Source organism: Yersinia hibernica, from assembly GCF_004124235.1.
Classification (GTDB): Bacteria; Pseudomonadota; Gammaproteobacteria; order Enterobacterales; family Enterobacteriaceae; genus Yersinia; species Yersinia hibernica.
The window spans coordinates 4,454,216-4,467,853 of sequence record NZ_CP032487.1 but is presented as its reverse complement, the minus strand read 5'-3'; the positions used below and the strand labels follow the sequence as shown (position 1 = coordinate 4,467,853).

Genomic DNA, 13,638 nt, shown 5'->3' with positions numbered 1-13,638 from the left:
CTAACTAAACATAGCCCATCATCTGTAATAACCTTTGTGCTTGCTGTACCGCGTCTTGCCGGTGGGCGACCCCCAATTTTTGATACAAATTACGAATATGCGTTTTAATGGTGGTCGCGGCGACGTCGAGCTCACCGGCTATTTGATCATTGCTGTAGCCGGAGTAAATCAGCCCTAGCACCTGCCATTCCCGCTGGGTTAGCGGGCTGGTGCGAATCAGCTCGGGAACCTGTGGATGCGTGAGCAGCTTATCGACGAAAATCTCATCGAAATGGGCAAATTTATGCCGATGATGTTGATTAATGTCTTTTAGGATGCGCTGGGCGCGGTGTTGCTCCAGTTCGGGCAAGGCATTCAGTTGAATCAGTTGCCGCAGCTGTTGTGCCATCGCCTCACCCTCAATCACAAAATGGCTGATAAAGCCGGTGCGATTGGCCAAGGAGAGGGACTCAATCAGGGCTTTCTGCGCTTCACTTTTCCGCTCGGTTTGCCAGTAAAGAATGTTACTTAACAATAGATTACGATTCAGGTCACTGGTCAACCGTAAGCGGCGGGCATTCTCATTGAGCTCTTCCAGCACCACTTCTGCTTCATTATATCGCCCCAACATAATCTGGATGCGGGCAATATTACGCCACTGCCCCTGCAAAAAGTGGTTATCAGCCATCCCCGGTTTTTGTGCCTGGCGCAGCCAATTCGCCGCCGCGACTTTATCCCCGGTCATTTGCCAGTGAATAACCCGGGGTTTATCAGCATTGGTAATCCAGTCGAGGTGATATTGGCTGCCGTGTTGTAGCGCCTCGCAGCGCTGAATATACATATTGGCGTTATCCAGATCCCCGCGCGCCAGTGAGCATTTTGCCAGCATCGCCAGGCACTGTAGCTGCTGCTGTGGCTGGTAGTTGACCAAGATCTCGATACCTTTGCGCGCGGCATCTTCGGCTTCATCCAGCCGCGACCAAGACCACAAGATTTGTGAGCGAATTCGCAATAGAAATTCATGCATCGGCAGCTGTTCAAGATGCTGTTCATGAATCAAATCAAAGGCTTTATCTTGTGTTTCATATGCGGCTTGCAGGAACCCTTGTGCAATCAGAATTTCACTCTGCTGCAATAGCGCCCATAGCGCACAGTGATAGGCTTCGTGGCGGCGCGCCATTTGCTCAGTTTGCTGCATCATGGGCAGCGCGCGGCTCAGTTCCCCTTTGCAATGATGAACTTCACCAGTGACTGAAGTGGCGACAATGCGGCTGTAAAAGTTAGCCATTGGCAGATACTTCAGCGCATCTGTTGCCAGTTTTTCGGCCTCATCCGGCTTACCGGCGTTGATAGCCACTTGAGCACGTAGCGCATCAAACTCAGCGCGCAGAATCTCATCAATAGGAATTTTACGTTCCTGCATGGCTGATTCGGCGCGCTCAAGCAAGGTATTGACCTCGCTGTAGCGATGTTGACTTTGCGCCAGCCAAGCTTGCAGCAATGCCAGCTCAGGATTTTGCACCAATAAAGAGTAGGGCAGGGCTGTGAGGCATTCTTCCAGCAGGGCTAGCTCACTGTGGTTAAATAGTGTCCAGGCGTGTTGCAGCAAGATATCACGTAGCATGCCGACATCACCGGCCGCTAATGCGTGGTGGATGGCTTCTGCAGGATAGCCCAGAGCCATCCAACCTTCAGCTGCCGCATGGTGCAATTCGGGCAGCTCTAACGCCAGTTCCCACTGGCAGCGCTGGCGCAGGAAAGTGGCAAACAAAGGATGGAAGCAGAACCATTCACCGCTGTCATCCATGCGATGGATAAATAGCCCCTGGCGCTCTAACTCTTCTAGCCGTTGCTGGCCGTTATCTTCACCGGTCAGGCGCACAATGAGGGCATCATTCATCGAGCGCAATACCGAGCAACGCAATAGAAACGCACGCGCGTCACTGTCGACCTGATCCAGCACTTCATCGACCAGATAATCTGATAAATGGCTGGCATTCAAGCCGGCCAGCCGTTTGGCCGATTTTTGTGCTGAGGAATTGGGTTGGCGAGATGACAAAGCAATCAATTGCAGCGCCGTTGCCCAGCCTTCAACCTCATCACACAAGCGGCTGCTATCCCCTTGCTCTAGCGGCACGGAGAGGCGGCAATCGAAGAATTGCTGCGCTTCCTGATGAGTAAAGGCTAACTGCTGCATGCCCAATTCCAACAGTTGGTCGCGCACCCGCAGGTTAGCAATCCCCAATGGCGGCAAGGTTCGAGAGAGCAAAATTAGCGTTAGATTTTCCGGCTGATGGCGCAGGAAAAAGCGCATAGCTTCATGGATGGCGTCATTGGTAATCAGATGATAATCATCAATCACCAGATACAGCGGGCCATCCCAATCGGACAACTCGATAAATAATTGGGCGAACAGCGCAGCAAGGCTGGCATATTGATGTTTTTGGCTGAGAGCCTCACTCTTGTTGCAATGGCCTCTGGTCGCCAATTGTATCGCGGCAATTAAATAGGTAGCGAAGCGCTCTGGCTGATTGTCACTTTCATCCAGAGAATACCAACCAAGATCAGATTGGTCGGCCGCCCACTGGGCGATCAGTGTCGTTTTGCCATAGCCTGCTGGGCAATTGATTAAGGTCAGACGGTAATTGGCGACACCCGATAACTTCACTAACAAGCGATCGCGTATCACGGTATTTTGCAGCCGTACCGGGCGGCTCAGTTTTGATGGGATCAGCATGCTGTATCCGGTTTAAATGGGATCCGGTGAGAAGATGTCCTGGCGATTGATAAATCCATTTGTCGTGAGTTGTTACAGGCATTCATAAGAGTAATTATTTTTAGCCTCGTAATTAATCAGCACTGCTAAGGTCTGATAACGGCCATCTTATTGCAACAGAGTTAATGTTTCCTATGGCTGTAAGTTGCACCGGATCACAATTTTAGCTACGCCCTACGACTCATCCCCAGCTAATCCCCCGGCAGGATGATGATCTTGTCAGCTCTCATTGGCAGGATAAGGGTAAAATTACCCAACTCACAGGATAGAGACCTCCCTATGTCACAGCCTATGCTTAAAAAGGAACATTTCCTGGCCGCACTGACCCGCCAGTGGCAGCGTTTTGGCTTAACTTCGGCTCAGCAAATGACCCAACACCAATGGTGGGAAGCTGTTAGCGCCGCATTAGCCGAACAATTGTCTGCGCAGCCAGCACCGGGTAAAACCGCCCAAGTGCAGCGCCATGTGAACTACATTTCGATGGAGTTTTTAATTGGCCGGTTAACAGCAAATAACCTGATTAACCTAGGCTGGTATGACCAAGTCGAGGCACTGCTAGCGGAGCAGAAGGTTAATCTGAGTGACTTGCTAGAGCAGGAAACCGACCCTGCATTGGGTAATGGTGGCTTGGGGCGTCTGGCGGCTTGTTTTCTTGACTCGATGGCGACTGTTGAGCAGCCCGCGACCGGTTATGGCCTGAATTATCAATACGGCCTGTTCCGCCAATCTTTCAGTGAATGTCAGCAACAGGAAGCACCCGATAATTGGCAGCGCGAAAGCTACCCCTGGTTCCGCCACAATGCCGCATTGGCTGTGGATGTCGGTTTTGGTGGCAAGCTGGAGAAACAGTCTGATGGCCGCCAGTTATGGCGCCCGGCCTTTACTATACGCGGTGAAGCATGGGATTTGCCGGTGCTGGGCTATCGCAATGGGGTCACTCAGCCATTGCGCCTATGGCAGGCGACTCATCAACATCCATTTGATTTAACTGATTTTAATGACGGTAAGTTCCTACTGGCAGAGAAAAATGGTGTTGAAGCCGAAAAGCTGACTAAAGTGTTGTATCCGAATGATAATCATCTGGCCGGTAAGCGCTTGCGCTTGATGCAGCAATATTTCCAATGTGCTTGTTCGGTCGCCGATATCTTGCGCAAGCACCATCTGGCGGGCCGCAAGCTGGCTGAGTTGCCTGACTATGAAGTGATTCAGTTAAATGATACTCACCCGACTATTGCTATCCCGGAAATGCTGCGTGTCTTGCTGGATGAACATCAGCTGAGCTGGGATGCGGCTTGGGCGATTACCAGTAAAACCTTCGCCTACACCAACCACACCTTGATGCCAGAAGCCCTTGAGTGCTGGGATGAAAAACTGGTGCGCAGCTTGTTACCGCGCCATTTTGTCATTATTAAGCAGATCAATGCGCAATTTAAACAGTTGGTGGATAAACAATGGCCGGGTGATGAAGCTGTCTGGGCCAAGCTGGCTGTACACCATAATAAACAAGTGCGGATGGCCAACCTGTGTGTGGTGAGCGGCTTTGCGGTCAATGGTGTTGCGCAGTTGCACTCTGATTTAGTTATCAAAGATTTATTCCCAGAATACTATCAATTATGGCCAAATAAATTCCACAATGTTACCAATGGTATTACGCCGCGCCGCTGGTTGAAGCAGTGTAATCCGGCGCTGTCTGGTTTGATTGACGACACATTGCAAGTGGAATGGGCAAATAATCTGGATGCATTAGCCGGGCTTGAGTCTTATGCCGCAGATAAAGCTTTCCGTCACCGCTATCAGCAAATCAAATACGACAACAAAGTTAAGCTCGCTGAATATGTTAAGCGCGTCATGGGGATAACCATTAACCCGGATGCCATCTTTGATGTGCAGATTAAGCGCTTGCATGAATATAAACGTCAGCATTTGAATCTGTTGCATATTCTGTCGCTGTATCGCCAGATCCGCGACAACCCGAAGCTGGATATTGCGCCGCGTGTATTCCTGTTTGGTGCTAAAGCAGCGCCGGGTTATTATTTAGCCAAGAATATTATTTATGCTATTAATCAGGCGGCTGAGAAGATCAATAATGATCCTATCGTCAAAGATCGTCTAAAAGTTGTTTTCATCCCTGACTATCGGGTTTCGGTGGCGGAGTTGATGATCCCTGCGGCAGATGTGTCCGAGCAGATTTCAACTGCCGGTAAAGAAGCCTCCGGGACGGGCAATATGAAATTGGCCCTGAATGGCGCATTGACCGTTGGCACATTGGACGGCGCTAATGTTGAAATTGCTGAGCAGGTGGGTGACGAGAATATCTTTATTTTCGGTAACACGGTTGAGCAGGTAAAAGCCATTCTGGCGAAAGGTTATAAACCAAAGAGTTATTTGAAAGCTGATGCACACCTGAAAAGTATTCTGGATGAGCTGGCCAGCGGTGCATTTAGCCAAGGTGATAAACACGCATTTGACATGATGCTGCACAGCCTGTTGGACGGGGGAGACCCTTATCTGGTACTGGCTGATTTTGCTTCATATTGTCAGGCACAGAAGCAAATTGATGCCCTGTACCGCGATAAGGATGAATGGACTCGCCGTACCATTCTTAACACCGCCCGGGTGGGGATGTTCAGTTCTGACCGTTCAATTCGCGACTATCAGACGCGAATCTGGCAAGCCAAACGTTAAGGAGAAGACTGCATGGATCGTAAATCGCTCGATCAAGCAGCGACACTGGCAGGGATAGCCGCCAATTATATCAATGCTCATGGTAAGCCGCAGGCTATTTCGGCACAAACCAAGCAGCAGTTATTGGCGGCCATGGGGCGCACGAGTGTGCTTCCAGATTCTCAGGCAGAAAAAGCACCATTACCACCGGTCAAAGTATTTACTTTTGGCAGCCCAATGCAGCTGCCAATGGCGGGATCAGGCGATTATCACTGGCAGTTACAGACAGAAAAGGGTGATTTGCACCAAGGGCGAATCAGTGCCAAAAAAACGCTGACATTGCCGGCTTCATTGCCGCAGGGTTATCACCGTTTGGTGCTGGAGCAGGGCTTACAACAGTGGCAGTGCTCGGTTATCGTGGCCCCGAAACGCTGTTATGAGCCGGATGCTTTGCTGGCCGGGAAAAAGCTGTGGGGGGCCTGTGTTCAGCTATATACCCTGCGTTCCGAGAACAACTGGGGGATTGGCGACTTTGGCGATTTAAACCAGATGTTGCAGCAGGTGGGTGAGCGCGGTGGTGCCTTTATTGGTCTTAATCCCATTCATGCGCTGTATCCGGCCAATCCACAAAGTGCCAGCCCTTATAGCCCCTCTTCCAGGCGCTGGCTGAATGTGATTTATATTGATGTTAATCGGGTGGATGAATTCCAGCACAGCGAAGCGGCACAGATGTGGTGGCATCAGCCCGAGACACAAAACGCAGTGCTTAAAGCACGTGCTAGCGCATGGGTTGATTATCCGCAGGTCATGCAACTCAAGCTGAGGGCTTTACGTTTGGCCTTCCCGCTTTTTACCGCCCGCAAAGCCAAAGATACACGGGTACAGGCATTCCATCGGTTTGTTGAGCAAGGGGGCAGTAGCTTGCATCAACAGGCTGCTTTTGATGCCTTACATGCTCATTTGAGTGAAAATGACCCGATGATGTGGGGTTGGCCGGTGTGGCCGGAAAAATACCGTGAAGGGCACAGTTCGGGAGTGGCCGATTTTTGCCGTGAGCATGCCGAGGAAGTGAACTTCTATCTGTGGTTACAGTGGCTGGCTGCCAGCCAGTTTGATGACTGTTTCCGCGCCAGCCAAACACAAAAAATGCCGCTGGGTTTGTATCGTGACTTGGCGGTCGGTGTGGCGGAGGGCGGGGCTGAAACTTGGTGTGATCGCGAGTTATATTGTCTTAAAGCTTCAGTAGGGGCTCCGCCTGATATTTTAGGGCCGCTGGGCCAAAACTGGGGCTTGCCGCCCATGGACCCGCATGTCATGGTGGCCCGTGCTTACCAGCCTTTCATCGATTTGCTGCGAGCCAATATGACCAGTTGTGGCGCGCTGCGTATTGACCACGTAATGGCATTATTGCGCCTATGGTGGATTCCTTACGGCCACACGGCTGATCAAGGTGCCTATGTTAAATATCCGGTTGACGATCTGCTGGCGATATTGGCTTTAGAGAGTCAGCGCCACCACTGCATGGTCATTGGTGAGGATTTAGGCACAGTGCCAGTAGAGATTGTTGGCAAGCTGCGCGACAGTGGGGTGTATTCTTACAAAGTACTGTATTTTGAGCATGATAGCGAAAATATATTCCGTGCTCCGCAGTCTTATCCTGTGCAAGCGATGGCAACCATCACGACACATGATTTACCGACCTTACGGGGCTATTGGCAAAGTGATGATTTGAAGTTGGGAAATGAGCTAGGGTTATATCCGGACCAACTGATATTGAAGCAGCTTTATCTTGATAGAGAGCGCGCTAAGCAAGGTTTGCTCGAAGGGCTGCATCATTATGATTGCGTGCCCAAGAAAGTGGGCCATAAAGCATCATTACTTTCAATGAACCCGGTGCTTAATCGTGGATTACAGCGCTATGTTGCTGACAGTGCGAGTGCGCTGCTGGGGCTGCAACCGGAAGACTGGTTGGATATGGCAGCACCGGTCAACATTCCGGGCACCAGTGATGAATACCCAAACTGGCGGCGTAAATTGGCAGCAACATTAGAAGAGATGTTTGCCGACGGCCAAGTTAATCGCTTATTGAAAGATTTGGATAAACGCCGCAAGAATGTTTCGGCTGGCTAATATTGGCCTGATTTTGATTAACAACTGAAAGGGGAATCGCACTTAACGGCGCTTCCCCTTTGTTTTGCATCTTGTCAGCCAAAAGGCCTTAACCAAGGTATGAAAGCGAATATTAGTAGTAAGAGTGCTCGCCGCGCTGATGTTCGGTCAAATCTCTCACGCCCTTCAATTCTGGGAATTTCTGCAACAGTTCTTTCTCGATGCCTTCTTTCAACGTCACATCAACCATGGAACAGCCGTTACAACCGCCACCAAATTGCAGGATAGCCAATGCATCTGGCGTGATCTCCATCAAAGTGACTCGGCCACCGTGACCGGCTAACTGCGGGTTAATCTGCGATTGCAGAACATACTCGACCCGCTCCATTAGCGGTGCATTGTCATCCACTTTACGCATTTTGGCGTTAGGGGCTTTCAGTGTCAGTTGTGAACCTAGCTGGTCAGTGACGAAATCGATTTCAGCATCTTCAAGATAAGGTTTGCTCAGCTCATCAATATAAGCTGATAACTGCTCGAATTTCAGTTCAGTATCTGTTGCTTCAACGGCATCCGGTGGGCAGTAAGACACGCCGCACTCAGCGGTCGGTGTTCCGGGGTTGATAACAAATACGCGGATTTGGGTGCCTTCTTCTTGATTTGCCAACAGTTTGGCAAAATGAGATTGTGCTGCATCTGTTATTGTGATCATGGCATCTGCTCAATAGTTGACTACTCTTGTCGGTTATAATACGCCCATTGTTAGGGTGACTACAAGGTTCGGCAAATACACCAGACCTGCAGTGAGGCGATCCCTTGGGCCCAGAGTAACTTGGCAATCTCATTCAGTGTACTGCCTGTTGTCACAACATCATCCAGCAGAGCAATATGTTGGCCGCGAACTGATGTCGTGCAGCGAAATATTCCCCGCATATTTTTACGTCGCTCTGCGGCGTTTAATTGTTGTTGCGGCGGGGTTGCCCGGATACGACGTAAGGTGGTGTTGCTGTAATGACAACCCAACCAGTGTGCTAATGGGCGGGCTAATAAGTCTGTTTGGTTATATCCGCGCCGCCAACAGCGCCAGCGGTGTAGCGGTACGCTGATGATTCTGTCCGGTTTTGTGGCATGACCGTGTCGCCAGGTATCGAGCCTGCGCAGTAACAATAAGCGGGCCAATGCCGGAGCCAGTGAAGTTACCCCGCTAAATTTTAGCCTTTTTATGAGTTCACTCAATGGGGGGGCATAATCGCTGACAAAAGTGATGCTGCTCCAAGGCGGTGGGTTGCTAAGGCAGCGGCCACAAAGCAAAACACGGTTATGACTCGGCAAACCGCAGCAAGGGCAGCAGGGTGGCAACTGGGGCAGATGGCGGCGGCAGTAGCAACAAATACCGTGTTTAGAGTGATATAACGGCTGCTGGCATAGCCAACACGGACTGACGATTGTTAGCATAGACATCTTCCTTGATGAAAGGCTAAGGCGACAGGATACTAACGCATGAAACAACTCTATTGGAACACCTGTGGTGAGGGCAGTCTTGATCTTGTGATGCTGCACGGATGGGGGCTGAATGCCGAGGTATGGCATTGCATTATTGACAGACTCGCGCCGCATTTTCGCCTGCACTTGGTTGATCTCCCCGGCTATGGGCGCAGCCATGATTTTGGGGCGATGTCATTGCCTGACATGGCTGAGATTGTTTTACAACAAGCGCCGCAACAGGCGATATGGCTGGGTTGGTCAATGGGCGGGTTGGTTGCCAATCAGATAGCCTTGAGCCGCCCCGAGCGCGTCCGTGGGCTGATAACCGTTTCTTCTTCGCCGTGTTTTACTGCTCACGATGAATGGCCGGGTATCCGCCCAGAAGTGCTGGCGGGTTTCCAGCAGCAGCTCAGTGAGGATTTCCAGCGAACTGTTGAGCGTTTTCTGGCCCTGCAAACATTGGGGACGGAAAGTGCGCGCCAGGATGCCCGCTTGTTGAAGGCCGTGGTGCTGCAGCATCAGATGCCAGCAGTGGAGGTGTTGACCGGGGGGCTGGATATTCTGCGCACCGCAGATTTACGCGAAGGGCTGGCGAACAGTTATCTTCCTTGCTTGCGCATTTACGGTTATCTGGATGGATTAGTCCCCCGCAAAGTGGCCTCATTATTAGACAGCAAATGGCCGCATAGCCAATCCGTGGTGATGAAAGGATGCGCTCACGCGCCATTTGTTTCCCATCCTGATGAATTTTCAGAACAAATTATCGATTTCTCACAACAGCACTGTTTGCGACAGAACCACGGCTAGTGTTCTATTGTCTGGGTTTTTAGCACCAGAGAGTGGGCGGTGGCAACTGTTGGAAAAGGCGGGCAAGGGAAATTTAATCGTCGATTTAATGGCTAAATATTAAATATCATTAATAATTGCTAATGCATTAGTACAATATTGATACACATTAATCATTCATTTTCGAGGTGTTCAGTATGAGTTTATTGAAAAATCTGGCGGTAGCTCTGGTGGTGACAGGGGTTTCTTTTGGCGCGATGGCGGCGAAAGAAATCACTAAAGAAGAAGCGAAGAATTACGAGAAGATCGGCACTATTTCGACCTCGGGTGAAGCAACATCACCAATGGATGTGAAGCAAGAACTGTCTAAATTGGCAGATGAGAAAGGCGGTAAGTATTACGTGATTATTGCCGAGCGCGAGAAGACGAAGTTTGATGCTGATGCGGATGTTTACAAATAATGTTGCTAGAGATGTCCAGGCGGGCATCTCATTTCACTCAAAATTTATTTTTTAATTGATAAATCACAGTGTTACATTGATTCAGCCCCTCCGGGCAGCTGCGGCAACTGCCGGTGAGGCACCCGCTATTATCTTGTTCAATCCGCTCAATTTTGCCCATGGCGGTTAACTTTTCCAGCATAGCCTCAACCAGAGGTAACGGCATCGCCAGTTGATGACTCAGTTGATTTGCATCCGCACTGCCGCTGAGGGCGATTGCATCACGCAATTGCAGTAGGCTGGTCATAGCACCTCCTCATTAGTGGCAATCATTGCCAGAGCTTTGGCAACAGCTGCTGGTGGGGGTATTACTGGGTAATCTCACCGTGACCCGACTCCGCGCACGGCGCAAACCAAATAAGATCAAAACATTAATAATAATAACTAAAGCGATAATGCTGAGGCTCTGTTGTGGATGGTCGCGCAAGGTGGCAGCTTGGTAGAACAACGTGGCCAGTGAGTAAGCAACATTCAGCCCCCACAGTATTGAAAACGTCATCCAGCCTCGGCTGGTTTCCCGCGCAATCGCCCCCATCACCGAGACACAAGGCACATACAGCAAGACGAAAATCAGGTAGCTGTAGGCTGAAATGCTGGAGCCGAACTTGCTGCTCATCATCCCCATCGAGCCGACCGCCATTTCGCCATCACCTTTACTGGCTTCAATTGGGTTAGATAACACACTGAGGCTAAAGGTCTCTTTTAATCCCTGCCAGGTGGTATCAACCGCGCCACCTAATTCACGCCATAAATGGAAGTTTTCGGCATCAAAGGGCTCATTTTTAATTTGTTCGGCGGTGTACAGGGTATTTAATGTCCCGACCACCACTTCCTTCGCCATCGCCCCGGTGACTAAGCCGACGGTTGCTTGCCAGTTATCACTATGGATGCCCATGGGGGTCAGTAATGGGGTCAGCACTTTACTGACCGCAGCCAGCGCTGAGTCATTGATGCTATCCACCGCTTTGCCGCTGAAAGAAAAACTATTCAGGCCGCCAATAAAAATACTGGCAATGACAATGACTTTCCCGGCGCGCAGCACAAAGCCTTTCAGCCGCTGCCAGGTTTGTAATAGCAGACTTTTGAGGTGTGGCACGTGGTAGACCGGCAATTCCATCACAAAGGGTGATGCTTCGCCGCGCATGATAGTGTATTTGAGTACCAGGCCGGTGAGGATGGCCACGGCAATTCCCAGCAAGTAGAGAGAAAAGACGATGCTCGCGCCGTCTTGCCCGAAGAATGCCGCCGCAAAGACGGCAAAAATAGCCAGTCGCGCTCCACAGGACATAAATGGCGCCATCATGATGGTTATCAAGCGCTCGCGCTGGGCATCCAAGGTGCGTGCCCCCATAATCGACGGGACATTGCAGCCGAAGCCAACAATCAGGGGCACAAAAGATTTACCCGGTAACCCCAGCGCCTGCATCAGCCGGTCCATAACAAATGCGGCCCGAGCCATATAACCGGAGTCCTCCAAAAACGAGAGGAACAAATACATCATACCAATCTGCGGCACCAGCGGTAGCACCGTGTTTATCCCGCCCCCGACACCTTGAGCAAGAAAAATGGTCAACCAGGCTGGGAAATGCAGGGTATAACCGACCCATTGTATCCCCTGTATAAAGATAGCCGCCGAGCCGAGATCAAATATGGGTTGTAAAGCCCCACCAATATTGATGGCTAATACAAACATTAAATACATAACAAACAAGAAGATAGGCACGCCCAGCCAGCGGTTGAGGATGACTTTATCCAGCGCTTGTGTCAGGCGGTTGGGCTCAGCTTGCTGGGAATTGCCCACGCGGTCGCAAATGTGGGCAATACTTTGATAGCGGGCATCGGCAATCACCAGTTCTGGGTCTTCATGCTGTTTTTGTTGCAGATTTTCTCGCGCCAATGCTACCCGCGATGAGGTGATACCCGCGCGCGTCAAGCTGTAGATATCCCCCTCCAGTATTTGCAGTGCTAACCAGCGGCGTTGCTGTACTGGCCAGGATCCCGGCATTTCTTGTACCAGTTTATCCACTTCTTGGAGCAGCGCCGGCGGGTAGTTAACCAGTGCTTTGTCGGTCACGGGCTGAAACTCATCAATACTGTTTTTTAATTCATTGATACCGCGGCCTCGGGTGGAGACCAGCGGAATCACTGGGCAACCCAATTGCTGAGAAAGTGCTGTGATATCAATATGAATGTGCTGGCTTTCGGCAATATCCAGCATATTGAGTGCCACAATGCAGGGGATGCCTAATTCTATCAGTTGCAGTGTCAGGTAAAGGTTTCGCTCCAGATTGGCTGCATCAACCACATTGATCAGCAGGTCAGCTTCGCCGCTCAAAATATAGTGGCAGGCAATTTGCTCATCCAGCGACGTTTGCTCTGAAATGGTGGTTAACGAGTATGTGCCGGGCAGGTCAACCAAGGTGACCTGATGTTGCGCGGTGCTGAAATGGCCCTCTTTGCGCTCAACAGTGACCCCCGCCCAGTTCCCTACCCGCTGACGAGCACCGGTTAACTGGTTGAAAAGGGTGGTTTTCCCCGCATTCGGGTTGCCAATCAGGCCAATGGTGAGTGCTTTCATGATCCAACGTAATATCAATAAATTAAAGTGTGCAAGGCGGCTTTGTGGCATCACCTCGTAGTCAGAATAAGACGTTGACCTGAAATATTAGGGTTGCAGGTCGAGTGTCAGCAGATCCAAATCTTTCTTACGTACCACCAGACTCACCCGCCGGGTTTCTATCTGAATGGGGTCACCTAAGGGCGCAAGGCGAACAACATTGAATGAAGAACCGGGCAGCATACCCAGAGACAATAATTTCTGCCGATAAGCCGGGCTAATTTCAGGTGAGAAACCAACAATTTTGTAGGAACGCTGTGGGATCAAATGCATAAGAGCCTCTTGAGATATAGGTCATTAATTATCGTGATTGGCGTACCAGAATGCAGCGTATTTCCCTGGTCATATTCTCAGCCGCATATGGGCTAGCGACTGTCCTGCAACTCGCATTATTTAGCGTCGATAAACAAGGCGTAATGATTAAAATAATAATAGTGAGAATTGTTTTCATATTCAACTCAGGTCAAATGCTCAAGAGTAAATATTCATTACAATTTCATTTTTATAATTAATGAGTCTGATTTCTATTTGCGCTTGTTTTACCATCAAATTAGCATGATCGCAAATGCGAATGATGAGTTAAATCAGTTAACTGAATGTTTCCATCACTATCTGCTGAGCATAAGAAACACTGAGGATTAACATAATTAATTCACTATGATTTGAATCAAATAACATTCGTATTTTAATTAACTAGCAGAATATTATCGTAATTATTTATAAAT

At 49.9% G+C, this 13,638-nt stretch carries 10 protein-coding genes; 4 read left to right on the top strand and 6 right to left on the bottom strand.

Annotated features, from left to right (window positions below; translation table 11 throughout):
* Positions 1-4: 4 nt before the first annotated feature.
* Positions 5-2,716: an HTH-type transcriptional regulator MalT gene (gene malT / locus D5F51_RS21020; RefSeq protein WP_025376589.1), complete on the bottom strand. Its 2,712-nt coding sequence runs from the start codon at positions 2,714-2,716 to the stop codon at positions 5-7.
* Between the two features lie 318 nt (positions 2,717-3,034).
* Between malT and malP the strand changes: the two genes are divergently transcribed.
* Both malP and malQ read left to right on the top strand, forming a co-directional pair.
* Positions 3,035-5,440, top strand: coding sequence for a maltodextrin phosphorylase (malP, locus tag D5F51_RS21015; protein WP_087768561.1), 2,406 nt, complete (start codon positions 3,035-3,037; stop codon positions 5,438-5,440).
* A 12-nt stretch (positions 5,441-5,452) separates the two neighbouring features.
* On the top strand, positions 5,453-7,549 hold the full coding sequence (malQ, locus tag D5F51_RS21010) for a 4-alpha-glucanotransferase (RefSeq protein WP_129198868.1): 2,097 nt from the start codon (positions 5,453-5,455) through the stop codon (positions 7,547-7,549).
* 112 nt (positions 7,550-7,661) lie between these two features.
* Here malQ and nfuA read toward each other — a convergent pair whose 3' ends face one another.
* Together nfuA and gntX are read right to left on the bottom strand one after the other, a co-directional pair.
* Positions 7,662-8,237: a Fe-S biogenesis protein NfuA gene (gene nfuA / locus D5F51_RS21005; protein WP_005159611.1), complete on the bottom strand. Its 576-nt coding sequence runs from the start codon at positions 8,235-8,237 to the stop codon at positions 7,662-7,664.
* 59 nt (positions 8,238-8,296) lie between these two features.
* Entirely contained in the window at positions 8,297-8,980 is a 684-nt protein-coding gene (gene gntX / locus D5F51_RS21000) for a DNA utilization protein GntX (RefSeq protein WP_129198866.1), read from the bottom strand.
* 45 nt (positions 8,981-9,025) lie between these two features.
* Here gntX and bioH point away from each other — a divergent pair, with 45 nt between their 5' ends.
* Together bioH and D5F51_RS20990 are read left to right on the top strand one after the other, a co-directional pair.
* Positions 9,026-9,817, top strand: a complete 792-nt coding sequence (gene bioH / locus D5F51_RS20995) for a pimeloyl-ACP methyl ester esterase BioH (protein WP_129198864.1) — start codon at positions 9,026-9,028, stop codon at positions 9,815-9,817.
* Between the two features lie 176 nt (positions 9,818-9,993).
* Entirely contained in the window at positions 9,994-10,257 is a 264-nt protein-coding gene (locus tag D5F51_RS20990) for a YdgH/BhsA/McbA-like domain containing protein (RefSeq protein ID WP_129198862.1), read from the top strand.
* 37 nt (positions 10,258-10,294) lie between these two features.
* Here the strand turns inward: D5F51_RS20990 and D5F51_RS20985 are convergent, their stop codons facing one another.
* From D5F51_RS20985 to feoA, 3 genes are all read right to left on the bottom strand, one after another.
* Positions 10,295-10,543: a FeoC-like transcriptional regulator gene (locus D5F51_RS20985; RefSeq protein ID WP_129198860.1), complete on the bottom strand. Its 249-nt coding sequence runs from the start codon at positions 10,541-10,543 to the stop codon at positions 10,295-10,297.
* A gap of 12 nt (positions 10,544-10,555) precedes the next feature.
* Positions 10,556-12,874, bottom strand: coding sequence for a Fe(2+) transporter permease subunit FeoB (gene feoB, locus D5F51_RS20980; RefSeq protein ID WP_129198858.1), 2,319 nt, complete (start codon positions 12,872-12,874; stop codon positions 10,556-10,558).
* Between the two features lie 87 nt (positions 12,875-12,961).
* A complete protein-coding gene (feoA, locus tag D5F51_RS20975; RefSeq protein WP_004702177.1) occupies positions 12,962-13,186 on the bottom strand; it encodes a ferrous iron transporter A in 225 nt (74 codons plus the stop codon).
* Positions 13,187-13,638 lie beyond the last annotated feature (452 nt).

Excerpts from the sequence above, each read along its gene's own strand:
- gntX (WP_129198866.1), bottom strand. The coding sequence starts at position 8,980 with ATGCTAACAATCGTCAGTCCGTGTTGGCTATGCCAGCAGCCGTTATAT.
- feoA (WP_004702177.1), bottom strand. The coding sequence starts at position 13,186 with ATGCATTTGATCCCACAGCGTTCCTACAAAATTGTTGGTTTCTCACCT.
- malQ (WP_129198868.1), top strand. The coding sequence starts at position 5,453 with ATGGATCGTAAATCGCTCGATCAAGCAGCGACACTGGCAGGGATAGCC.
- malT (WP_025376589.1), bottom strand. The coding sequence starts at position 2,716 with ATGCTGATCCCATCAAAACTGAGCCGCCCGGTACGGCTGCAAAATACC.
- D5F51_RS20985 (WP_129198860.1), bottom strand. The coding sequence starts at position 10,543 with ATGACCAGCCTACTGCAATTGCGTGATGCAATCGCCCTCAGCGGCAGT.
- feoB (WP_129198858.1), bottom strand. The coding sequence starts at position 12,874 with ATGAAAGCACTCACCATTGGCCTGATTGGCAACCCGAATGCGGGGAAA.
- bioH (WP_129198864.1), top strand. The coding sequence starts at position 9,026 with ATGAAACAACTCTATTGGAACACCTGTGGTGAGGGCAGTCTTGATCTT.
- D5F51_RS20990 (WP_129198862.1), top strand. The coding sequence starts at position 9,994 with ATGAGTTTATTGAAAAATCTGGCGGTAGCTCTGGTGGTGACAGGGGTT.
- malP (WP_087768561.1), top strand. The coding sequence starts at position 3,035 with ATGTCACAGCCTATGCTTAAAAAGGAACATTTCCTGGCCGCACTGACC.
- nfuA (WP_005159611.1), bottom strand. The coding sequence starts at position 8,237 with ATGATCACAATAACAGATGCAGCACAATCTCATTTTGCCAAACTGTTG.